This is a genomic window from Actinomycetospora straminea, from assembly GCF_028737255.1.
GTDB lineage: Bacteria > Actinomycetota > Actinomycetes > Mycobacteriales > Pseudonocardiaceae > Actinomycetospora > Actinomycetospora straminea.
On sequence record NZ_JAQZAN010000035.1, the window covers coordinates 15,473 to 36,076 of the forward strand.

At 75.8% G+C, this 20,604-nt stretch carries 24 protein-coding genes and 2 pseudogenes; 14 read left to right on the forward strand and 12 right to left on the reverse strand.

Annotation, left to right across the window (positions count from 1 at the left end; genetic code table 11):
• Window positions 1-3 precede the first annotated feature (3 nt).
• Together PH190_RS29430 and PH190_RS29435 are read left to right on the forward strand one after the other, a co-directional pair.
• Entirely contained in the window at window positions 4-1,011 is a 1,008-nt protein-coding gene (locus PH190_RS29430; RefSeq protein ID WP_274235102.1) for a DUF389 domain-containing protein, read from the forward strand.
• The gene (locus tag PH190_RS29435; RefSeq protein ID WP_274235103.1) at window positions 1,008-2,366 is read left to right on the forward strand and encodes a chloride channel protein; all 1,359 of its coding nucleotides are present in this window, start codon (window positions 1,008-1,010) and stop codon (window positions 2,364-2,366) included. Before PH190_RS29430 ends, PH190_RS29435 begins: the two co-directional genes overlap by 4 nt.
• Before the next feature lie 4 nt (window positions 2,367-2,370).
• Here PH190_RS29435 and PH190_RS29440 read toward each other — a convergent pair whose 3' ends face one another.
• On the reverse strand, window positions 2,371-2,646 hold the full coding sequence (locus tag PH190_RS29440; RefSeq protein ID WP_274235104.1) for a YrhK family protein: 276 nt from the start codon (window positions 2,644-2,646) through the stop codon (window positions 2,371-2,373).
• Between the two features lie 203 nt (window positions 2,647-2,849).
• Between PH190_RS29440 and PH190_RS29445 the strand changes: the two genes are divergently transcribed.
• Window positions 2,850-3,311: a DUF6325 family protein gene (locus PH190_RS29445; protein WP_274235105.1), complete on the forward strand. Its 462-nt coding sequence runs from the start codon at window positions 2,850-2,852 to the stop codon at window positions 3,309-3,311.
• Between the two features lie 5 nt (window positions 3,312-3,316).
• Window positions 3,317-3,625, forward strand: a complete 309-nt coding sequence (locus PH190_RS29450) for an SHOCT domain-containing protein (protein WP_274235106.1) — start codon at window positions 3,317-3,319, stop codon at window positions 3,623-3,625.
• Window positions 3,626-3,707: 82 nt separating this feature from the next.
• Here the strand turns inward: PH190_RS29450 and PH190_RS29455 are convergent, their stop codons facing one another.
• Window positions 3,708-4,136: a DUF5313 family protein gene (locus PH190_RS29455; protein ID WP_274235107.1), complete on the reverse strand. Its 429-nt coding sequence runs from the start codon at window positions 4,134-4,136 to the stop codon at window positions 3,708-3,710.
• A gap of 112 nt (window positions 4,137-4,248) precedes the next feature.
• On the opposite strand from PH190_RS29455, the gene PH190_RS29460 reads away from it, so the two are divergent.
• Together PH190_RS29460 and PH190_RS29465 are read left to right on the forward strand one after the other, a co-directional pair.
• Window positions 4,249-4,731, forward strand: a complete 483-nt coding sequence (locus PH190_RS29460; RefSeq protein WP_274235108.1) for a MarR family winged helix-turn-helix transcriptional regulator — start codon at window positions 4,249-4,251, stop codon at window positions 4,729-4,731.
• Window positions 4,732-4,775: 44 nt separating this feature from the next.
• Window positions 4,776-5,309, forward strand: a complete 534-nt coding sequence (locus PH190_RS29465; RefSeq protein WP_274235109.1) for a quercetin 2,3-dioxygenase — start codon at window positions 4,776-4,778, stop codon at window positions 5,307-5,309.
• 14 nt (window positions 5,310-5,323) lie between these two features.
• On the opposite strand, the gene PH190_RS29470 is transcribed toward PH190_RS29465, so the two are convergent.
• Entirely contained in the window at window positions 5,324-6,535 is a 1,212-nt protein-coding gene (locus PH190_RS29470) for an acyl-CoA dehydrogenase family protein (RefSeq protein ID WP_274235110.1), read from the reverse strand.
• Window positions 6,536-6,627: 92 nt separating this feature from the next.
• On the opposite strand from PH190_RS29470, the gene PH190_RS29475 reads away from it, so the two are divergent.
• Complete coding sequence (locus tag PH190_RS29475) at window positions 6,628-7,494, forward strand: alpha/beta fold hydrolase (protein ID WP_420791723.1); 867 nt, start codon at window positions 6,628-6,630, stop codon at window positions 7,492-7,494.
• A 7-nt stretch (window positions 7,495-7,501) separates the two neighbouring features.
• Here the strand turns inward: PH190_RS29475 and PH190_RS29480 are convergent, their stop codons facing one another.
• Together PH190_RS29480 and PH190_RS29485 are read right to left on the reverse strand one after the other, a co-directional pair.
• Window positions 7,502-7,996 carry a hypothetical protein gene (locus tag PH190_RS29480; protein WP_274235112.1) on the reverse strand — a complete coding sequence of 165 codons (495 nt, stop codon included), beginning with the start codon at window positions 7,994-7,996 and terminating at the stop codon, window positions 7,502-7,504.
• A gap of 28 nt (window positions 7,997-8,024) precedes the next feature.
• Window positions 8,025-8,441: a MarR family winged helix-turn-helix transcriptional regulator gene (locus tag PH190_RS29485; protein ID WP_274235113.1), complete on the reverse strand. Its 417-nt coding sequence runs from the start codon at window positions 8,439-8,441 to the stop codon at window positions 8,025-8,027.
• 81 nt (window positions 8,442-8,522) lie between these two features.
• Between PH190_RS29485 and PH190_RS29490 the strand changes: the two genes are divergently transcribed.
• Window positions 8,523-10,310: an ABC transporter ATP-binding protein gene (locus PH190_RS29490; protein ID WP_274235114.1), complete on the forward strand. Its 1,788-nt coding sequence runs from the start codon at window positions 8,523-8,525 to the stop codon at window positions 10,308-10,310.
• A gap of 85 nt (window positions 10,311-10,395) precedes the next feature.
• Here the strand turns inward: PH190_RS29490 and PH190_RS29495 are convergent, their stop codons facing one another.
• Window positions 10,396-10,572, reverse strand: a complete 177-nt coding sequence (locus tag PH190_RS29495; RefSeq protein ID WP_274235115.1) for a hypothetical protein — start codon at window positions 10,570-10,572, stop codon at window positions 10,396-10,398.
• 208 nt (window positions 10,573-10,780) lie between these two features.
• Between PH190_RS29495 and PH190_RS29500 the strand changes: the two are divergent.
• Together PH190_RS29500 and PH190_RS29505 are read left to right on the forward strand one after the other, a co-directional pair.
• A pseudogene (locus PH190_RS29500) lies at window positions 10,781-11,548 on the forward strand (2OG-Fe dioxygenase family protein).
• Window positions 11,545-12,543 (forward strand): L-histidine N(alpha)-methyltransferase, encoded by a 999-nt coding sequence (locus tag PH190_RS29505; RefSeq protein WP_274235116.1) that lies wholly within the window; start codon window positions 11,545-11,547, stop codon window positions 12,541-12,543. Before PH190_RS29500 ends, PH190_RS29505 begins: the two are co-directional and overlap by 4 nt.
• Here the strand turns inward: PH190_RS29505 and PH190_RS29510 are convergent.
• From PH190_RS29510 to PH190_RS29535, 6 genes are all read right to left on the reverse strand, one after another.
• Complete coding sequence (locus PH190_RS29510) at window positions 12,530-13,144, reverse strand: TetR-like C-terminal domain-containing protein (RefSeq protein ID WP_274235117.1); 615 nt, start codon at window positions 13,142-13,144, stop codon at window positions 12,530-12,532. The two genes, PH190_RS29505 and PH190_RS29510, sit on opposite strands and share 14 nt — an antisense overlap.
• Before the next feature lie 10 nt (window positions 13,145-13,154).
• Window positions 13,155-14,051: an SDR family oxidoreductase gene (locus tag PH190_RS29515; protein WP_274235118.1), complete on the reverse strand. Its 897-nt coding sequence runs from the start codon at window positions 14,049-14,051 to the stop codon at window positions 13,155-13,157.
• A gap of 12 nt (window positions 14,052-14,063) precedes the next feature.
• Window positions 14,064-14,804 (reverse strand): SDR family oxidoreductase, encoded by a 741-nt coding sequence (locus tag PH190_RS29520; RefSeq protein ID WP_274235119.1) that lies wholly within the window; start codon window positions 14,802-14,804, stop codon window positions 14,064-14,066.
• A gap of 216 nt (window positions 14,805-15,020) precedes the next feature.
• On the reverse strand, window positions 15,021-15,506 hold the full coding sequence (locus tag PH190_RS29525; RefSeq protein ID WP_274235120.1) for a YbaK/EbsC family protein: 486 nt from the start codon (window positions 15,504-15,506) through the stop codon (window positions 15,021-15,023).
• 44 nt (window positions 15,507-15,550) lie between these two features.
• A complete protein-coding gene (locus PH190_RS29530; RefSeq protein ID WP_274235121.1) occupies window positions 15,551-16,642 on the reverse strand; it encodes a zinc-dependent alcohol dehydrogenase in 1,092 nt (363 codons plus the stop codon).
• Window positions 16,635-17,609: a Gfo/Idh/MocA family protein gene (locus tag PH190_RS29535; RefSeq protein ID WP_274235122.1), complete on the reverse strand. Its 975-nt coding sequence runs from the start codon at window positions 17,607-17,609 to the stop codon at window positions 16,635-16,637. The genes PH190_RS29530 and PH190_RS29535 overlap by 8 nt, the downstream gene beginning before the upstream one ends.
• Before the next feature lie 43 nt (window positions 17,610-17,652).
• Here PH190_RS29535 and PH190_RS29540 point away from each other — a divergent pair, with 43 nt between their 5' ends.
• The 4 genes and pseudogenes from PH190_RS29540 to PH190_RS29555 form a co-directional block, all read left to right on the forward strand.
• Window positions 17,653-18,633: a glucosyl-3-phosphoglycerate synthase gene (locus tag PH190_RS29540; protein WP_274235123.1), complete on the forward strand. Its 981-nt coding sequence runs from the start codon at window positions 17,653-17,655 to the stop codon at window positions 18,631-18,633.
• On the forward strand, window positions 18,633-19,802 hold the full coding sequence (locus tag PH190_RS29545; protein WP_274235124.1) for a glycosyltransferase: 1,170 nt from the start codon (window positions 18,633-18,635) through the stop codon (window positions 19,800-19,802). Before PH190_RS29540 ends, PH190_RS29545 begins: the two co-directional genes overlap by 1 nt.
• Window positions 19,803-19,901: 99 nt before the next feature.
• Window positions 19,902-20,249: a PadR family transcriptional regulator gene (locus PH190_RS29550; protein ID WP_274235125.1), complete on the forward strand. Its 348-nt coding sequence runs from the start codon at window positions 19,902-19,904 to the stop codon at window positions 20,247-20,249.
• Between the two features lie 56 nt (window positions 20,250-20,305).
• Window positions 20,306-20,604, forward strand: a pseudogene (locus PH190_RS29555) (hypothetical protein); the annotation flags it as partial.

Below are 20,604 nucleotides of genomic sequence, written 5' to 3' on the forward strand. Positions count from 1 at the left end.
GCCGTGCTCCGCGCGGCACCGTTCGTCCGGGTCACCGAGGCGGACCTGGACCGCATGACGGGGAAGCTCTACCTGGGCGACCGGGCCGCCCGCTCCGCGTTCTGGGTGCTGCTCACGCTCGCCGCGGTGATCGCCGCCGCCGGCGTCGTCGCCGACTCGACCGCCACCGTCATCGGCGCGATGATCGTCGCCCCGCTGATGACCCCGATCCTCGGCACCGCGCTGGCCGTGGTGCTGGCCGACCGGCGCCAGGTGCTCCGCAGCGCCATCGTGGTCGTCGCCGGCGCGGTCCTCGTCGTGGCCGTCGGCTACCTGTCGGGCCTGCTCAGCCCGGTACCGGAGATCGCCGCCACCAACTCGCAGGTCGCCTCGCGCATCGCGCCCGAGCTCGTCGACCTGGTCGCGGCGCTGGCCACGGGTGCGGTCGGCGCCTTCGCGCTCGTGCGGTCCGACGTCTCCGACACCCTGCCCGGGGTCGCCATCGCGATCTCGCTCGTCCCGCCGCTGGTCGTGGTGGGAGCGACGCTCGAGTCCGGGGCGCCCGATCAGGCGGCCGGGGCGCTGCTGCTGTTCGGTACGAACGTCACCGCCATCGTCGCCACCGGGACCGCGGTGCTCGGCGCCTCCCGCGTGCGGGCGGTCGCGATGGCCGCCGGACGGCCGGTGGGCCGGCTGCGGGCCCGCACCGTCGTCGTCGTGGGGGCGCTGCTGGTCGCCGTGGCCGTCCCGCTCGGTGTGGGCAGCTACCAGACCTTCCGCGGGCAGGAGGTGCTCACGGCCGCGCAGCCGGCGGTCCAGGGCTGGGCCCGGGCGCAGTCGTGGCAGGTCGTCGACGTGACCTGGAGCCAGGGCGTGCTCCAGGTCGTCGCGGCCGGACCGCCGCCGCCCGCCGACGTCGCCGCGCTGCGCCGCGCCCTCGACGAGGCCGGGCTCGCCGCCGTGCCCGCCCGCCTCTCGGAGGTCCTCGGCGGCACGCGGGAGCTGCCGGCGACGGTCCCGGGGTCGTCGTGACGTCCTCGCGGACGACCGGGGCGGCCCCCGGGGCGACGGGGGACGGGGCGGGCGGCGGGCCCACCCCGGCCGAGCTGCTGCGCTCGCCGGCCTACCTGCGGCTGCTCGCGCTCGCCGCGGTGATCGGGGTGCCGATCTCGGCCCTGGCCTACGGCTTCCTCCAGGGCGTGGCGGTGCTCCAGGAGGCCCTGTTCGTCGCGTTGCCGGCGGCGCTGGGCCTCGGTCCGTCGCCCGCGTGGTGGCCCCTGCCCGTGCTGGCGGTCGGGGGACTGCTGGTCGGGGCGACGATCCGCTACCTGCCCGGAGGGGGCGGCCACTCGCCGGCGGACGGCTTCGCGGCCCACCCGCCGCCGACCGCGCGGGAGCTGCCCGGTGTGGTGCTCGCCGCCGCCGCGACCCTCGTGTTCGGCGCCGTGCTCGGTCCCGAGGCGCCGCTGATCGCCATCGGCGGCGGTCTGGCCGTCCTCGCGGTCCGGGCCGCCCGGTCGTCGCCCACCCCGTCGGCCGTGACGGTCGTGGCGAGCACCGGGAGCTTCGCCGCGATCAGCACCCTGCTGGGCTCGCCGCTGCTCGGCGCCTTCCTGCTCATGGAGGCCGCGGGCATCGGGGGCGCGACGCTGGGCCTGGTCCTGCTCCCGGGCCTCCTCGCGTCCGGGATCGGCTCGCTGATCTTCCTCGGGCTGGACTCGCTGACCGGGCTCGGCCCGGTCTCTCTGGCCCTGCCCGGGCTCCCCGGGTTCGCGCGCCCCGACCTCGCGCAGTTCGGCTGGGCCGTCGTCATCGGCCTCGCCGCCGCGGTGCTCGGGACGACGATCAGCCGGTTCGCCCTGCGACTCCGCGACCTGGTGGACCGGTCACGGCTGCTGCTGACGACCCTCGCGGGCCTCGTCGTCGGCGGTCTCGCGGCGCTCTACGCCGTCACCACCGGGCACCCCACGTCCGACGTGCTGTTCTCGGGCCAGGAGGCCCTCCCGACCCTGCTCGCCGACCCCGCGCGGTACTCGGTCGCCGCCCTCGTGGTCCTCGTCGTGGCCAAGGCGCTGGGCTACCTGGTGTGCCTCAGCGCCTTCCGCGGCGGCCCGATCTTCCCGGCGATGTTCATCGGGGCGGCCGGCGGCCTCGCGCTCGCCCCGCTGCCCGGACTCTCCCTCGTGCCGGCGGTCGCGATGGGCATCGGCGCGATGTCGGTGGTGATGCTGCGGCTGCCGCTGACGTCGGTGCTGCTGGCCGTGCTGCTGCTCGCCGAGGACGGCCTGGCCGTCACTCCGCTGGTCATCGTGACCGTCGTCGTCGCGCACGTCGCGGCGGCCCGGCTCGGCCCGGCACCGCACCCCGCCGGGGGCGCGGCGCCCTGACGTCTCACTCGACGGCGGCCGGAGCGCTCGGCTGCTGGGCCGCCGCCCGCCGGCGCGTCTCGTACCGGACCATGATCTCGCCCAGCACGCCGATGAGCAGGCCCCAGGACGCGACGACGAAGAGCCAGGTCCCGGCCCGCGTCAGCGCCGGGCTGAGGAAGAACAGGCTGCCCACGACGAACGCGAGGTTGCCCACCAGGCCGATGGCGAGGTGGACCCAGGGCACGTCGTGGGCGGTCCGGCTGATGCGGCGCAGGTACCAGAACAGGAACACGGTCACTCCTCCTCCGCGTCGGTCGGCCTCCACGAGACAACCGGGCGGGTGCGGGCGGCTCACCCGGCGGGGATGACCGGCCGGGCTCGGGGCGGCGCGTCGGGCCCGGTCACCCACCACGGGCGATGCCCCGCCGCGGGCGGGACGGGAGCGTCGCACCACGGCGGCCCCGCCTCCCGACGTGCGGGGGCCGACGGAAGGAGGAGATCGTGGACGACCCAGGACCCGACACCGGGCCCATCGACTACCTGGTCATCGAGTTCCCCCCGGGCTCCGCGACCGGCGAGGGCCTGCCCCTGCTGATGGACCTCGTGGACCGCGGCCTCATCCGGATCCTCGACCTGGTGTTCCTCCGCAAGGAGGACGACCGCTCGGTGACGCGGGTCGAGATCGCCGACCTCGACGGCGACGGCTCCCTCGACCTCGCGCTCTTCCACGGCGCCGCGTCGGGGCTGCTCGACGAGGGCGACCTCGCGGAGGCCGGCGGCGTGCTGGAGCCGGGGGCGACCGCGGTGGTCCTCGTCTACGAGAACGTGTGGGCGGCCCCGCTGGCGTCGGCGCTGCGCCGCGGCGGGGCGCAGCTGGTCGCCGGGGGACGGATCCCCGTCGACCTCGTGATGGCTTCCCTCGACGCCGCGCCCGCGGCCGCCGGGGCCGACGGGACGGGGTGAGGACGATGCCGGGACTGTTGCGCGGACTCGCGCGGACGGCGCTGGTGGCGGGCACCGCGACGGCGGTGTCGAACCGCGTCTCGCGGCGCCAGGCCGGGCGGTGGGCGGCGCAGGAGGCCGCGTACGCGCCCCCGCAGTACGCCCAGCCGCAGTACGACCAGCCGCAGTACGACCAGCCGCAGTACGCGCCCCCACCCCCACCGGCGGCCGGCGGCGATACGATCTCGCAGCTCAAGGAGCTGGCGGAGCTCCGCAGCCAGGGCGTGCTGACCGACGCGGAGTTCGAGGAGCAGAAGCGCCGCATCCTCGGCTGACCGACGGTCCCGCGACGGAGCCGGGCGGCGGTGCCGCCCGGCTCCGTCCCGGGTCGGCGCGGCCGGGCGTCAGCGCCCGTCGTCAGCGCTCGTCGTCCACCGGCCCGGACGGCCTGCGGTATCGCGCGGCGTAGCGCTCGGCCGCGGCGGCGTCCTTGTCGGCGGTGCGCTCGGCGCGGGTCGCCGGGCCGGTGCCCACCGGGTAGCCGGCCTTGACCAGCCGGTGCTCGGCCGTTTCGTGGAGGTAGCTGATCGAGAAGATCAGGCCCATGATCGCGCCGCCGAGCGCGCACATCATCCGCAGCCACAGGGGCCCGGGCACGAACACGATGATCGCGATGACGAACGGGGCGATCTGCGCGATGGCCCGCAGGACGTGGCGCAGCCACCAGGTCCGGCACGTGGTGTCGTGCAGCACCCACGAGGCGTGGCGCGCGGGCAGACCGCCGCCGTAGGCGTACCAGAGCCACCGCAGCGGGTTCGGCCGGCGGACGGGCGTCTCGGGCGTCATGCGGGCTCCCATGCTCGCTGCCCCAATGGTTTGCACCCCAATAGTATGTGCGCCACGTAAGCTCGGGGCACCGGGAGCTGCACCACAGCGCCGACGACGCCGGGAGGTCGTGATGGACGCACTCGAGAAGGCCCTGCCGGCGTTCCCCGACGACGTCGACCCCCTGGCCCTCGAGAACCAGGTCTGCTTCGCGCTCGCGGTGGCGGCCCGCACGGTGATCTCGGTGTACAAGCCGCTGCTCGAGCCGATGAACCTCACGCACCCGCAGTACCTCGTCATGCTGGCGCTCTGGCAGGAGGCGCCGCTCTCGGTCACCGAGCTGGGGCGCCGCCTCGAGCTCGACCCCGGCACGCTCTCGCCGCTGCTCAAGCGCCTCGAGGCCGCCGGCTACCTCACCCGCGAGCGCAGCCGTGACGACGAACGTGCGCTGGCGGTGCGCCTCACCGACGCGGGTGTCGCGCTGCGGGCGGAGGCCGAGCGCATCCCGCCGGCGATCGTCGAGCGCCTCGCCATGGACGTCGGCGAGCTGCGCGACCTGCACGGCGCGCTCACCGAGGTGATCGGGGCGGCGCGGCGGGCGCAGGCCGGGCGCTGAGAGGGTGTCCCGCGGACGGTCTTGACCTCCGTCGCTGGCCGGGCATGCTCGGAGCCGTCCCGACGGCGTTCACCGAGAGGCGCGCGATGTCGCACCCCACCGCGGTCCAGCCCTACCGCCTGCGCGCCGACGAGGGCGAGGCGCTGTCGTTCCTCGGCAACCTCGTCACTGTGAAGGCCGGGTCCGCCCAGACCGGCGGCCGTCTCTCCGTCGTCGAGATCCTCCACCCGCCCGGCTTCGGCCCGCCGCTGCACCGCCACGACGACGAGGACGAGGCGTTCTACGTCCTCGACGGCGCCGCGCAGTTCCGCTGCGACGGGGAAGCCCTCGACGTCGGGGCCGGGGACTTCGTGTTCCTGCCGGCCGGTCGGCCGCACACGTTCCTCGTCGGCGCCGACGAGCCCCTCCGGGCGCTGCAGATGACGACACCCGGCGGGTTCGAGGGGTTCGTGGCCGAGGTCGGCGCCCCGGCCGTCCGCCGCGGGCTCCCCGACCCGGCGACGGTCGACCCCGCGGTCCTCGGCGCCGCCGCGGCCCGCTACGGGATCGAGGTCCTCGGGCCGCCGCCGACCGCGTGAGCGCTCAGTAGCGCTCAGTAGCTGCGAGGCAGGCCGAGGACGTGCTGGCCCACGTAGGCGAGCACGAGGTTGTTGTTCACCGGCGCCACCTGGTACATCCGCGTCTCGCGGAACTTGCGCTCGACGTCCCAGGTGTCGACGAAGCCGTAGCCGCCGTGGGTGTCCAGGCACGCGTTGGCGGCCTGCCAGCTCGCCTCGCTGGCCAGGAACTTCGCGAGGTTGGCCTGCTCGCCGCACTTCTCGCCCGCGTCGAACAGCGCCGCGGCGCGGTAGCGCATGAGGTCGGCGGCGGTGACCTGCGCGTACGCGCGGGCGAGCGGGAACTGCACGCCCTGGTTGGCGCCGATCGGGCGGTCGAAGACCTGGCGGTCGTTCGCGTAGTCGGTGGCCCGCGCGATGAACCAGTAGCCGTCGCCCACCGCCTCGGCCGCGAGCAGGATGCGCTCGGCGTTCCACCCGTCGATGACGTAGCGGAAGCCCTGGCCCTCCTCGCCGATCAGCGCCGACGCGGGGACGCGCATGCCCTCGTAGCGCACCTCGTTGGTGGCGTAGTTGAACATCGTGCGCACGGGCGTGACCTGCAGCGTGTCGGGCTGGTCGCGGCGGATCTCGCGCAGGTCGACGAGGAACAGGCTGATGCCCCGGGTGCGTTCCGCCGGGTCGTCGCTGCGGGGCGTGGTGCGGGCGAGCACGAGGGCGAGGTCGGACTGCTCGAGGCGGCTGGTCCAGTTCTTGTGCCCGGTGAGGACGTAGTCCCCGCCGTCGCGCACGGCGGTGGTGCGGATGTCGGTGGTGTTGGAGCCGGCGCCGGGCTCGGTGATCGAGAAGGCCTGCAGGCGCAGGGTGCCGTCGGCGATCGCGGGCAGGTAGGTCTTCTTCTGGTCCTCGCTGCCGTGCTTGAGCAGCGCGCCCATCGTGTACATCTGCGCGTGGCAGGCCGCCGAGTGCCCGCCGGAGCGGTTGATCTCCTCGAGCACGATCGAGCCCTCGGTGATCCCGAGCCCGCCGCCCCCGTACTCGGTGGGGATGAGCACGGCCAGGTAGCCGGCCGCGGTCAGCGCGTCGACGAAGGCGTCGGGGTACTCACGGGCCCGGTCGCGCTCGCGCCAGTACGCGTCCGGGAAGCGGGCGCAGAGCTCGCGCACCTCCCCGCGCAGCCGCTCCTGGTCCCCGGTGGTGACGATCGTGGTCGCGGCGGCCGCGCTGCTGTGGTCCGGCTCCGGCATGGCGCCCACCTCATCACCGTGCTTGACGCCCCGCACGGGGACTGCGACGCTGCTACTGCTTGGTCCTGTTTTCGTACTCGCCGCGAGGAGTCCTGGTGGAGACGCGTGTCCTGTCGACGACCGACGCCGAGATCGTCTACGACGTGGACGGCCCGCTCCCGCCCGCCGACGGGCGCCCGGTGCTGCTCCTGATCGGCCAGCCGATGGACGCCAGCGGCTTCCGGGGCTTCGCGACCCGCTTCGGAGACCGCACCGTCGTCACCTACGACCCCCGCGGGCTCGGGCGCAGCACCCGCAGCGACGGCCGCACCGACAGCACCCCGCAGACCCAGGCCGAGGACCTGCACGCGCTGGTCGCCGAGCTCGGCGCCGGCCCCGTCGAGGTGTTCGGCAGCAGCGGGGGAGCGGTGACGGGCCTGCAGCTCGTCGCGACGCACCCCGAGGACGTCGTCACGCTCGTGGCCCACGAGCCGCCCATCACCGGCGTGCTGCCCGACGCCGCCGCCGTCGACCGCGCGTCCCGCGGGTTCCGCGAGGCCTACCAGGCCAAGGGCTGGGGCCACGGGATGGCGACCTTCCTGGCGATGACCTCGTGGTCGGGGGAGTTCACCGACGCCTACTTCGCGCAGCCGGCCCCCGACCCGGCGGCGTTCGGCCTGCCCACCGAGGACGACGGCTCCCGGGACGACCCGCTGCTCTCGGACCGCTCGCTGGCCGTCACCGACTACCGGCTCGACGTCGAGCGGCTGACCTCGGTGCCCAGCCGCGTCGTCGTCGCGGTGGGCGAGGAGACCGGCGACACCTACACCGCGCGCACCGCCCGCGCGACGGCCGCCGCCCTCGGGCAGGAGGCCGTCGTCTTCCCGAGCCACCACGGCGGCTTCGCCGACGGCGAGTTCGGCTGGCCCGGCAAGCCCGACGAGTTCGCCGCGAAGCTCCGCGAGGTGCTCGACGCCTGACTCGGCGTCAGTGGCTGACCCGACCGCGGTGCGTCTCGAGCTCGGGCGCCACGAGGCGCTCGGCGACCAGGCCGGTGACCAGCGAGTACACCGCCTTGTGCGCGACGTCGACGGCCTGCTCCGACCACGGCCACGTGTGCGGCGGCGCGCCGACGCCGGTCGCGTTCTCGAGGGTCTGGTCGGTCGCGAGCCGGACCGCGGTGTGGGCGAGGTGCGCGCGCGGGCCACGCATGCCGAGCGCCGCCCAGACGCCGTGCAGCGTGCCGACCAGCGCGCCGGTGCCCCAGTGCATCGCGTGGTTCCACACCGGCGGGCGCTCGGCGTCGGAGGGGTCGCCGCCGAGCACCGCCTCCAGCGTGCGGGCCGGCACGTACGACGACGGCCGCCCCAGCACCGCCTGCTCGACCTTCTCCAGCGCGGTCATCGCGGCCACGCCGGCCAGCCCGGCGGCGGCGCCCGCGAGGGCGGCCGAGGCCAGGGTGCGTCCCCTGCTGCTCGTCATGGCGCAGGGTGCCCGAGGGACGCGCCGATCATGGCCCGTCGGCGAGGCGGCGCAGCAGGCGGTGCAGCTCGGCGCGGTCGGCGTCGTCGAGCACGGCGAACACCCGGTCGGCCTCGGCGGCGCGCGCCGCGCGGACGGCCTCGCCCAGCGCGGTGCCGGCGCCGGTCACGACCACCTGGGTGGCGCGGCGGTCGGCCGGGTCGGGACGGCGCTCGACGAGTCCCCGCTCGGCGAGCGCGTCGACGACCTCGGTGGCCGAGCGCGGCGCGATGTGCAGGTGCTCGGCGAGCCCGCCGGGGCGGACCGGTCCGTGGCGCAGGAGGACGTCGAGGGCCCGGAGCTGCGAGGGCGAGATGCCCCAGGGGGCGAGGGCCTCGCGCGACTGGTGGCGCAGGCGCCGGGCGACCTGCCAGAACGCCGCGGCCAGCGAGCCGTCGTCCTCCACGGGGAATAGTCTAGGGGAGGTGCTGTTGTAGCCTCATGTTGAGGATACCTCAGCACTGCCACCACTCCAGGGAGCCGCCTCTTGCCCCGCCCCGTCGACACCTCTCCCGAGACACGCGCCCGTGAGGCCGAGCAGGCCCGGCACGTGTCCCTGCGCCGGATCGCGCGCCTGTTCCGTCCCCACCGTGGCCCGCTCGCGGTCGTCGTCGCCGTCATCGTCGCGTCGTCGATCGTCGCCATGGCCTCGCCGTTCCTGCTGCGCGCCGTCATCGACGACGCGCTCCCGCACCGCGACCTGCCCCTGCTCGCCTGGCTCGCCGGCGGCATGGTCGCCGTCGCCGCGGTCACCGCCGCGCTCGGCGTCGTCCAGACCTGGATCTCCACCGGCGTCGGGCAGCGCGTCATGCACCGGCTGCGCACCGACGTCTTCGCCCACCTGCAGCGGCAGTCGCTGGGCTTCTTCACGCGCACCCGCACCGGCGAGGTGCAGTCGCGCATCACCAACGACATCGGCGGCATGCAGACCGTGGTCACCTCGACCGCGACGTCGATCGCCGCCAACCTCACCACCGTCGTCGCGACCGCCGTCGCGATGGTCGCGCTGTCCTGGCAGCTCTCGCTGGTCACGCTCGTGGTGCTGCCGCCGGCGATCCTCATCAGCCGCCGCGTCGCCCGGATGCGCCGCGAGCTCACCGCCGCCCGCCAGCGCGAGCTCGCCGACCTCAACGTCACCATCGAGGAGGGCCTGTCGGTCGACGCCGCCGCGCTGCACCGCACCCTCGGCACCGGCCCCGCGCTGGTCGACCGCTTCACGGCGTCGTCGGCGCGCCTCACCGACCTCGAGCTGCGCAGCCAGCTCGCCGGCCGCTGGCGCATGGCCACGATGAGCGTGGTCTTCGCCGCGATCCCGGCGCTGATCTACCTCGGCGCCGGGCTGCCCTGGACCGTCGGCGCGCTCTCGATCGGCACGCTCGTCGCCTTCACCTCGCTGCAGGCCGGCATCTTCCGGCCGCTCTCGGGGCTGCTCGACGTCGGCGTGCAGGTGGCCAGCTCGCTCGCCCTGTTCTCACGGATCTTCGAGTACCAGGACCTGGTCGTGGACATCGCCGACCCGGAGCACCCCGTGGAGCTCTCCGGTGGGATCGAGGGGGTCCGGGGCGAGGTCCGCATCGAGGGCGTCACCTTCACCCACCCCGGCGGCGACCGCCCCGCCGTCGACGACGTCGACCTCGTGATCCCCGCGGGCACGACGCTCGCGCTGGTGGGGGAGACGGGGTCGGGCAAGACGACGCTCGGCGCGCTCGTCGCCCGCCTCCACGACCCCGACGCCGGGCGGATCACCATCGACGGCGTCGACCTGCGCGACCTGCGCCTCGCCGACCTCGCCCGCGTCGTCGGCGTCGTCAGCCAGGAGACCTACCTGCTGCACACCACCGTGCGGGAGAACCTGCGGGCCGCGAAGCCCGACGTGACCGACGCCGAGGTCGAGGCGGCCGCCCGCGCGGCGCGCATCCACGACGTCGTCGCCGCGCTGCCCGAGGGCTACGACACGATGGTCGGCGCCCGTGGCCACCGGTTCTCCGGCGGCGAGAAGCAGCGCATCGCGATCGCCCGCACGCTGCTGCGCGACCCGCGCGTGCTCGTCCTCGACGAGGCCACGAGCGCGCTGGACACCGAGACCGAGCGGGCCGTGCAGCTCGCCCTCGACGACCTCGCGCGCCACCGCACCACGCTGACCATCGCCCACCGCCTCTCGACGGTGCGCCACGCCGACCGCATCGCGGTGCTCGACCACGGCCGCGTGGTCGAGAGCGGGACGCACGCCGAGCTGGTCGACCGCGAGGGTCGCTACGCGGCACTCGCCGCCTGACCGGCCCCCGACCGACCCGGAACACACGACGGCCCGCCCCGACGGGGGTCGGAGCGGGCCAGGGTGGTCACGGTGTCGGCGCCGGTCAGCGCGAGCGGTCGATCCAGCGGGCGTCGACGCCGTTGCGGTGCTGCTCGATGCGGCGCAGCCGGGTGCGCGCCTGGTGGGTCAGGCCGTCGAGCCGGTCGAGGAGCTGGCGCAGCTCCGCGATCTCGGTGTCGAGGGCGTCGACCTCGGAGTCGGGGGTGGTGCTGAGGGACACGGGTTCTCGCTTCGCGGACGCGGGTGTACGGGGAGCGGTGGCCTCCCGGCGTGTCGACCGGGCGGTCCCGGGCGCCGGCCGGACGACCCGCTACCGAGGAGGTTCCGGATCGATCCAGTAACGCCTCGTCCATGCTACGCCGGACTCCGTTGCGCGCCACCGGCGACCCGCGTGCAGGACGCCCGGTCGGGTGGGTAGCCGGACGCCCATGCGAGTGACGAGCGAGCACCCGAGCCCCGTGGCGGACCGTGCCGACGACCCCGTCCTCGACCGGGCCCGCGCGGCCGTGGTCGACCCCGGCGCCCACGTCGTGCCGGGCACCGACGTGCTGCACCGGCTCGGCGTCGACGGGACCCGCTGGGCGGCCTTCGCCGACCACTGGGACGACCTCGCCGCCGACCCCTACGCCGCGCGCTCGGGCACCGAGCGCCGCCGCCGGTACGGCCGGTTCTCCGTCACCCCGGACGGGCGGCGCGAGCTCACGCCCCACGGCGAGTTCCGCCAGCCCGCCGACACCAACCCGCTCTTCGTCGACGAGGGCCGCGCCTTCGAGCCCCTCACCGACGCCTTCCTCACCGACTCGATCCTCGACGGCGTCCTCGCCCTGCTCGGCGGGATCGCCGGCGCGCTCGACGACCCGCCGCGCTGAGACGTCCACGTCCACCCGTTCCGGGTGCTGGGCTCCGCCGACAGCCGCGGCGACGCGACCCCCGAGGGCCGCCACCAGGACGGCGTCACGCTGGTGTCCTCGCTGCTCGTGGACCGGGACAACGCCACCGGCGGCGCGAGCACCGTCATCGACGGCGACGGCCGCGAGATCCTCACCACGACGCTGGCCGAGCACGGGACGCTGCTCGTCGGCGACGACCGGCGCACCTGGCACGGCGTCGAGCCGATCCGGCCCGTCGACCCGGCGAAGCCGGCACGGCGCGACGTCCTCGTCGTCACCTTCATGCGCCCGGCGGGTGACGCGTGACCGCGACGCCGTCGACACAGCCCGACGACATCGTCACCGTCGAGTCCGTCGCGGACGCGGCGTCCTGGGACGACCGCGACGCCGTGGTCGCCTGCCTGCGCGAGACGCCGCCGCGCATCCCCGCCTGGTACGGCTACGACGCCGTCGGCGCGGACCTGTGGGTCGAGCTCTCGCAGCTGCCGTCGTACTACCTGTTGCCGGCGGAGTTCGGGCTCCTCGAGCGCCACGCCGACGAGGTCGCCGACCGGGTCGGCGCCCACGTCGCCGAGCTGGGCAGCGGCAGCGCGGCCAAGACCCGCCTCCTGCTCGGGGCGTGCCAGCGGCGGCGCCCGACGACCTACCTGCCGATCGACGTGACCCGCGCGATGCTCGAGCGCAGCGCCGCCGCGCTGCCCGCCGAGATCGACGGGCTGACCGTGCAGGGGCTGTGGGGCCGCTACGAGGCCGCGCTCGCCCACCTGCGCGAGCACCGGCCCGGCCCGCTCACCGTCGTCTGGCTGGGCAGCGCCGTCGGCAACACCACCACCGCCGAGCGCGCCGCCCTGCTCGACGACGTGGCCGCCACCCTCGAGACCGGCGACCACTTCCTCGTGACCGCCGACCTCCTCAAACCCGGTGACGTGCTCGAGGCCGCCTACAACGACCCGCCCGGCGCCACCGCCCAGGCGCGGTTCCGGCTCAACCAGCTCGAGCACTTCACCCGGGTCTTCGACGGCGACGCCCGCACCGACCGCTTCTACCCGCGGGCGCGGTGGGACCCGGAGGTCTCGGCGGTCGTCGGGCACCTGTTCTCGACCGAGGACCAGACGGTCACGTTCCGGGGCCTCGGCCACGCGGTCGACCTGCGTCGCGGGGACTCGCTGGTGCACGGCTACTCGGTGAAGTTCGGGCGCCCGGAGTTCGTCGCGGAGGCCGCGGCCGCCGGCTTCGCGCTCGACACCGAGTGGGTCGACCCGGTGTGGCAGTACGGGCTGTTCCTGTTCAGGAGGGCGTGATCTCCCTGGTGCGCAGCCCGTGCACGAGCTGGTCGACCAGCGTGCGGGCGAACGCCTCGGTCAGCGGCTGGTCGGGGATGAGCAGCCGGTGGTAGCAGGCGCCCCACAGCTGGTCGACCACGGCCTCGGCGTCGACGTCGACGCGCACCTGGCCGCGGTCGCGGGCCGCCTCGACCGCCGCGACCGCGAGCGCCCGGCGCGGGGCCGAGTAGTGCTCGCGGTAGGCGGCGGCGAGCTCGGGGTCGGTCTGCGACGACCCGATGAGCTCCGCGATCACCCGCCCCGCGGTCGTCCCCGTCACCAGCCGCACGAAGGCGAGCAGCTGCTCGGTGAGGTCGGCGGCGATGTCGCCGGTGTCGGGGAAGGCCAGCGTGCTCTCGACGGTGCGGAAGTACGCCTCGGCGGCGAGCGCCCCGCGGGAGGGCCACCACTTGTGCAGTGTGGTCCGGCTCGCGCCCGAGATCGCCGAGACGCGCTCGAAGGTGAAGCCGGCCATGCCCTCGGCGAGCAGCAGATCGCCCGCGGCGGCGAGCACCTCGCCGCGGACCTCGTCCGCGGGTCGGCGCCCCCGACCCCGCCGCGGGGTCTGCTGCTCGGTCATCGGGATCACGCTAGTCACGCGCCAGGGCCCGGGGGTGCAGCAGGTCGTCGAGCCCGATGCGCCGGTAGAACTCGGTGCGGACACGGTCGCCGACGGCGTTGACGACCTCGGCGCCGTCGTCCGCCGGGTCCACGTGCACCCGGAACGGCCGCTGTCCGGCCGGGGTGTCGACGACCCGGACGATCGCGCGGGCGACCTCGGCGGGGTCGGCGTCGGCCGGCGCGAGCTCGGCGAGGCGCGCCCCGACCTGGTCCATCAGCCCGCCGTAGCGTTCCTCGTACGCGGCGGCCACCGCCTCGTCGGCCGCGTGGCCGGCGTGCGCGAAGTGGTTCGTGCCGCTGGTGAACGACCCGGGCACGACGATCGAGGTGTCGACGCCGAACCGCGCGAGCTCGGCGGCGTAGCTGACCGCGAGCGAGTCCATCCCCGCCTTGGCCGCGAAGTACGGCGCGAGGTAGGGCGGGGTGCCGCCGCGGGTGCTCGTCGACCCGACCCACAGCACGAGACCGTGTCCCTGGGCCCGCAGGTGGGGGAGGGCCGCGCGGTTGAGGCGCTGGGTGGAGACGACGTTGGTGTCGTAGACGCTCGCGAGCTGGTCGGGGGTGAACGCCTCGGTCGGGCCGAGCACCATGTGCCCGGCGTTGTGGATCACCACGTCCAGCCCGCCGCTGTCGGCGACGACCCGGTCGACCGCGGCGTCCACCGACGCCTGGTCGGCGACGTCGAGCTCGACGGTCCGCAGGTCCACCCCGTGCTCGGCGGCGAACGCCGCGGCGTCGGCGACGGCGGGGGCGTTGCGGCCGGCGGTGTCGCGGATGCCGGCGTGGACGGTGTGCCCGGCCTGCGCCAGCGCGCGGGCGGTCATGGCGCCGAACCCGCTGGAGGCGCCGCTGATGACGATGATCATGTCTGTCTCCTCTCAGGCCAGTCCGCCGTTGGCGAACAGGGTCTGGCCGTTGACCCACCGGGCGGGCCCGGCGAGGAACGCGACGGCCTCGGCGATGTCGTCCGGCTGGCCGAGGCGCTCGAGCGGCGGGGCCGCGGCGAGGCCCGCGATCTGCTCCTCGGACTTGCCGTCGAGGAACAGCGGGGTGGCCGTCGGCCCGGGCGCGACGGCGTTGACGGTGACGTCGCGGCCGCGCATCTCGCGGGCGAGCACCGGCACGAGCGCCTCGACCGCGCCCTTGCTGGCGACGTAGGCGCCGTAGGTCGGGAAGGACAGGCGCGTGACCGTCGTCGAGAACGCGATGATCGCGCCGCCGGACCGGACCCGGCGGGCGGCCAGCTGCGCGACGACGACGGTGCCGCGGATGTTGGTGCGGTGCATGCGGTCGAGGTCGTCGAGGTCGAGCTCGGCGATCGGGGACAGGACCATGATCCCGGCCGTGTTGACGACGACGTCGACGCCGCCGAACGCCTGCTCGACCGCGTCGAACGCGGCGGCCATCTCCTCGGGGTCGGCGACGTCGCCGCCGACGGCGATCGCCCGCCCGCCGGCGGTCTCGATCGCGGCCACGACCTCCTCGGCGCGGGCCTTGTTGCCCGCGTAGTGCACGCCGACGGCCATGCCGTCGGCGGCGAGGCGCTCGGCCACCGCCCGGCCGATGCCGCCGGAGCCGCCCGTGACGAGCGCGGCGCGGGTGGTCTCGGTGCTGCTCATGCTCTCCTCCGGTCCTCGATGTGGACGCTGTGCCCATATAAACCATGAAGTGTGCATAGCGTCCATATCTGAGGGAGTGGCGGCCGTCACGACGCCGAGCGGGCCCCCGGAGCGGGACGGCGCACGGGGTGTGCCAGCGGTGCGTCCTCGCTGGCACTCATCGCCAGGATCGCCACATCCTCGCGAGCGCGACACGCCGAGGGGCGCGCCCGGACCTCACCCCGCGGCGATCTCCAGCAGCGTCCCGCCGGTGAGCTCGACGAGCTCCTCGGCCGTCGTCGGGAACATCGCGTGCTCGTCGCCCGCGCCCGCCCAGACCGTCGCGTGGGCGGTGAGCGCGACGTCGACGAGGCACGGCAGCGGCGCCGGGTGCCCGACGGGCGCCACGCCCCCGACGCGCTGGCCGGTCGCGCGCAGCACGGTCTCGCGGTCGGCGCGCTTCACCCGGCGCTTGGCGACGCCGAGGTGCGCCGCGACGCGGCCGGGGTCGACGCGGTGCGCGCCCGAGGCCAGCACGAGCACGACGCCGTCGCCGGCGGTGAACACGAGGCTGTTGGCGATGGCGCCGACCGCGCAGCCCAGCTGCTCGGCCGCGGCCGCCGCCGAGGGCACCGCGGTGTCGAACGTCCGGATCTCCCGCGGCGACCCCGCCGCCGCGAGGGCCCGCCGCACCGCGTCCCGGCCCGTCGTCCCGATCTCCACAGCGGCGCAGGCTAGGACGGCGACCGGGCGGCCCGCGAGCGGGATCAGGCCGTGAAGACCGTCTGGACGCCCGCGTGCCGGCGCCCGTCGGCGAGGGCGACGAGGTGCCCGGGCGCCTCGGCCAGCGGGACGCGGTCGGTGACCACGTGCGCGAGCAGGTCGTCACCCCGGGCCGCGAGCAGGTCCAGCGTCGCGGCCGAGAGGCGGTCGCGGTCCCAGCTCCCGCGCAGCGAGCGCGGCACCCGCCCGATCTGGGCGCACCGCACCCCGAGCCCGTTGTGGTGGAACTCCTCGCCGAGCCGCACCGCCTCCGCGCCGTCGGCGTAGAAGGCGAGGTCGACGACCGTCGCCTGGGGCCGCAGCAGCCGCAGGGCGGTCGCCAGCGCCGCCGCCCGGCCGCGGCACTGGAAGACGACGTCGGCGCCGTGGTCGCCCGGGCCGTGGCGCCAGCCGCGCTTGAGGTCGGCGACGACGCCCGGTTCGTCGGGGTCCCGGGTGGCGAGCCCGAGCGCCTCCGCGACGGCCCGACGGCCGGGCGTGGGATCGAGCACGGTCACCGACGCCGCCCCGAGCTCCGCGGCGAACAGCGCGGTCAGCAGACCGACGACGCCGGCGCCGACGACGGCGACGACGCGGTCGCGCACCCCGCCGTCGAGCGTGTCGCCGCCCTCCTCGGCCGCCGCGTGGAGGACGCCGTTGGCGCAGATCGGGCCCATGTGCGCGGCGTAGATCCCGAGCACGGGGTCGAGACCGGGCGGCAGCGGGACGACCCGCTCGGTCACCGGGTCGGCGCGGTGCGCGGTGCGGTGCCCGTAGGTCATGGCCACGAGGTCACCGACGGCGCGCCCCGACGCGGGGCCGGCGTCGACGACCTCGCCGACCTGCATGTAGCCCACCTTGCGCACGGGGTAGCCGGCGCCGGGGCGGGTGCCGTCGAAGAGCCCGAGCTCCTGGTCCCAGGCCGTGGCGAGCATCGGGTTGGTGCCCTTGACCCAGCTCAGGTCGGTGCCGGCCGAGAGCCCGGAGAACCGCGTGACGACGTCGAACCCGCCCTCGGGGCGGGGGCCGGCCGGCTCGTCGGGCACGAACCGCACCCGTCCCGGCCCGTCGACGACCAGCAGCAGCGACTCAGGCATCCAGCACCACCGGCGCCCCCGACGCCACCGAGTCGGCCAGCGCGCAGGCCAGCCGGTGGGTCCGCAGGGCCTCGTCGTAGGCGACGACCGTGCCCGGCCCGGACGGCTCGCGTCCGAGGACGTGGTCGACGAACGCGCGGTCGGTGGCCGTGCGGGCGTCGGCCGGGTCGACCTCGACCGACCAGGACCCGTCGCCGTCGCGGACCGTGAGCTGCTCCTCGGTGACGCCCAGCGCCAGGTCGTCGGCGTAGACCTCGACGCCCGCGCGGTGCTTCCAGGACAGCCGGCAGGTGGCCGCCAGCGTCCCGACCGCGCCACCGGCGAACCGCAGCGTGCCCGCCGTGGCCGAGTCGACGTCCCCGCCGGCCGGGGGAGCGGCGTCGGCGACGGCGTGCACCGCGGTGACCTCGCCGGCCAGGAGCCGCGCGAGGTCGAGGACGTGCACGGCCTGCTCCACCACCTGGCCGCCCGACGACCCCCGCTGCGCCCACCACGGCACCGGCGGCACCTTGTCCAGCCACGTCGCGCCGACCAGCCGCACGGTGCGGCCGTCGAGCAGCTCGCGCGCGCGGGCCACCACCGTCGACGAGCGCCAGTGGTGGCCCACCGACGTCGGGACCCCGGCGGCGGCCACCGCCGCCCCCACCCGCTGCGCCGTCGCGACGTCGAGGCCCAGCGGCTTCTCGACGAACAGCGCCACGCCCGCGGCCGCGAGGCGCTCCTCGACCTCGCCGTGCGCGAACGGCGGCACGCACACCCAGACCGCGTCGACGCCGCGCGCCACGAGGTCGTCGACGTCGTCCGCGGGCGAGGTGCCGACGGTCCCGGCGAGGTCGGCGGCGCGGGCGGTGTCCGGGTCGGTCACGCCGACCACCGCCACGTCCGGCATCGCGGCCAACGTCGTCGCGTGCCGGCGGGCGACCCCACCGGCGCCGACGATCCCGACACGACAGCACGTGGTGTTCACGAGCGCGCTGGTACCCGGACGCGGGAATCGGGCACCACGCGGCGTGCTTCCCGAGGTCCGCCGGTGGCTCACCCGCCGCACCAGCCGTACCGAGCAGTGGCTCGTCGACCGGATGCTCGAGCGCAAGGGTGGTCGACGGATCAGCGTCGTGCTCCCTGCCCGCGACGAGGCCGCGACGATCGGCCGCATCGTCACGGTGGTCCGCGAGGCGCTCGTGGAGCGCACCGGGCTCGTGGACGAGGTGCTCGTCGTCGACTCCTGCTCCCGCGACGCGACGGCCGCGATCGCGGCGGCGGCCGGCGCGACCGTCGTCGCCCAGGACGCAGTGCTCGCCGAGCTGCCGCCCGCGCGCGGCAAGGGCGAGGCCCTGTGGAAGGGCCTGGCCGCCAGCACGGGCGACCTCGTCGCCGCCATCGACGCCGACCTGCGCGACGTCGAGCCCGCGTTCGTCACCGGCCTGCTCGGGCCGCTGCTCGCCGACCCGGGCGTCGCGTTCGTCAAGGGCTTCTACCACCGGCCGCTCGTCGGCGACGGCACCGTCGACGTCGACGGCGGCGGGCGGGTCAGCGAGCTGGTCGCCCGCCCGCTGCTCAACCTCGCGTGGCCCCGGCTCGCCGGGTTCGTCCAGCCGCTGGCGGGGGAGTTCGCGGCGCGCCGCGAGCTGCTCGAGGCCATCCCGTTCGCCACCGGCTACGGCGTCGAGCTGGCGATGCTCGTCGACGTCCTCGAGCACGCCGGACTCGACGCGATGGCGCAGGTCGACCTCGGGGTCCGGGTCCACCGCCACCACGACCTGCAGACCCTCGGGCGGATGGCCGCGCAGATCCAGCTCGCGGCGGCGGCGCGCATGGCGCGCACGGGCGTGCTCACGCGCACCCCGGAGACGACGTCGCTCGTGCAGTTCCGCCGCCCGTCCGAGCCGGGCCCCGGCGGGCTGGACCGCGAGGTCGTCGTGACCGACGTGGCGGTCGAGGAGCGCCCGCCGCTGCGCGAGGTCCTCGCCGCGTCCCGGCCGGTGGCGTGATGGGCCGGCCGCTCACGGTGCTCGTCGATGCCGGCCCGTGGCTGCCCGTGCCGCCGCAGGGCTACGGCGGGATCGAGGCCGTGCTCGCCACGCTCGTCCCGGAGCTGCGGCGCCTGGGTGTCCGGGTGGTGCTGGCGACGGTGGGGGCCAGCTCGCTCGAGGTCGACGAGCAGGTCACGACGTTCAGCGAGCCGCGGTTCGCCGAGATCGCCGCGCCCTACAACCGCGTCATGGGCGTGGCCGCCGCCCACGTCGACGCGGTGCTGCGGGAGCTGCGCGGCCGCGACGACATCGATATCGTGCACTCGCACCTCGAGGCGTGGGGTCTGGTGGGCTACGCCGACGCGGGCATCCCGGTGCTGCACACGCTGCACTGGGACCTCGCCAAGCACCCCGAGCTCTACGGGCGCTTCGACGGCCGGGGGCGGGTGTTCGTCAACGGCGTGTCCGCGGCCCAGCTCGCCGGCGCCCCGCCCGCGCTGCGCCGCCACGCGCTCGGCCACGTCCACCTCGCCACCCCGCTCGCCGAGCGCCCCGGCCCGGACGTCGCCGTCGACGACCACCTCGTGGTGCTCGCGCGCCTGACCCCGGGCAAGGGCCAGGACGTCGCCGCCCGCCTGGCCCACCGCACCGGGCGCCGCGTCGTGCTCGCCGGCCCCGTCGGGCCGCACCACACCGCCGCGGAGCTCGCCGACGCCCTCGCCACCGACCCGCGGGCGCGCGATCACCCCGACGTCGCGTGGTTCTGCGACCGGGTCGCCCCGCTGCTCGACGGCGACCGCGTGCGCTGGGTGGGCGCGCTGCGCGGCGTCGAGCGCGACCGGCTCGTGGCGTCGGCATCGGCGCAGCTCTGCCCGCTGCGCTGGGAGGAACCGGGCGGCACCGGCATCGTCGAGTCGCTGGCCCTCGGCACGCCCGTCGTCGGCTACGCGCGCGGGTGCCTGCCCGAGCTGCTCGACGAGCCCGGGACGGGGCTGCTGGTGGCGCGGGACGACGAGGACACCCTCGCCGGCCTGCTCGCCGCCGGCGCCGACCGCACCCTCGACCGCGACGCCTGCCGCGCCGCGGCCCGGCGCCGGTTCACTCCCGCGGGGATGGCGCGCGGGTACCGCGACCTCTACGACGACGTCCTGGCGCGCACGGCGCCCCCCGCCACCGGGGCGGCGTGACCCGGGTCCCGTGACCTGCGGTGATCGCCCGTCCGGGCCCGCCTGCTGGGCTCATCGGCGTCGTTTGTCCGCCGGTCGTGGTGGGCCATCCTGCTGACCATGACCACTGCACGCCGGACCGGCTCGCGCGCCCGCATCCGCGACCGCGGCCAGATCGACGCCCTGGTCCTCGCCGCGCTGGCCGACGGCGCGAAGCGGCAGGACGAGATCGCCGCGACGCTGCGCGCGCAGGTCGGCGACGCGCTCGACCTGCCCTACTCCCGGATCGTGCCCACCCTGCACCGGCTCCAGCGCAACCGCCTCGTCAGCCGCCCGTCCTCGGACCCCCGCCGCTACCGGCTCACCGACGTCGGCACCCGGTCCCTGTCCGCCCGCCGCCGCGCGGCCGACACCTTCGCCGCGTCGGTGCACCGCCTCGCCGACGGGGACGGCTCCGGGTCTCGCTGAGACGCGTCTCAGCGTTCCGGGCGGCAGTGTCGGGGGTCGGGGCTAGGTTCGAACACATGAGCGAACAGGTCGGGGTGGTCGGGCAGGAGCTGCTCGACCGCGCCCGGGCCCGGATGGTCTCGCTGCGCGCCGAGCAGTTCCGGTTGCTCGAGGACATCGCCACGCTGGAGGCCGGCGGGGTCGCCGAGCGCACCGGCGACCGGGGGACCTCCCGGCTGGTGCAGGAGCTGTGGCACGTGGATGCCCACGACGCGAAGCGCTGGTGCGACGAGGCCGCGGACCTCCTTCCGCGGTGCTCTTTGCTGGGGGAGTCGTTGCCGGCGCGGTTGCCGGCCACGGCCAGCGTGGCGGCGGC

Coding starts and splice junctions, on each gene's coding strand:
- PH190_RS29480 (WP_274235112.1), bottom strand. CDS start 7,996: ATGACGAGCAGCAGGGGACGCACCCTGGCCTCGGCCGCCCTCGCGGGC.
- PH190_RS29550 (WP_274235125.1), top strand. CDS start 19,902: ATGACCACTGCACGCCGGACCGGCTCGCGCGCCCGCATCCGCGACCGC.
- PH190_RS29460 (WP_274235108.1), top strand. CDS start 4,249: ATGGACGCACTCGAGAAGGCCCTGCCGGCGTTCCCCGACGACGTCGAC.
- PH190_RS29545 (WP_274235124.1), top strand. CDS start 18,633: ATGGGCCGGCCGCTCACGGTGCTCGTCGATGCCGGCCCGTGGCTGCCC.
- PH190_RS29465 (WP_274235109.1), top strand. CDS start 4,776: ATGCTCGGAGCCGTCCCGACGGCGTTCACCGAGAGGCGCGCGATGTCG.
- PH190_RS29515 (WP_274235118.1), bottom strand. CDS start 14,051: ATGATCATCGTCATCAGCGGCGCCTCCAGCGGGTTCGGCGCCATGACC.
- PH190_RS29520 (WP_274235119.1), bottom strand. CDS start 14,804: ATGAGCAGCACCGAGACCACCCGCGCCGCGCTCGTCACGGGCGGCTCC.
- PH190_RS29455 (WP_274235107.1), bottom strand. CDS start 4,136: ATGACGCCCGAGACGCCCGTCCGCCGGCCGAACCCGCTGCGGTGGCTC.
- PH190_RS29530 (WP_274235121.1), bottom strand. CDS start 16,642: ATGCCTGAGTCGCTGCTGCTGGTCGTCGACGGGCCGGGACGGGTGCGG.
- PH190_RS29450 (WP_274235106.1), top strand. CDS start 3,317: ATGCCGGGACTGTTGCGCGGACTCGCGCGGACGGCGCTGGTGGCGGGC.
- PH190_RS29510 (WP_274235117.1), bottom strand. CDS start 13,144: ATGACCGAGCAGCAGACCCCGCGGCGGGGTCGGGGGCGCCGACCCGCG.
- PH190_RS29470 (WP_274235110.1), bottom strand. CDS start 6,535: ATGCCGGAGCCGGACCACAGCAGCGCGGCCGCCGCGACCACGATCGTC.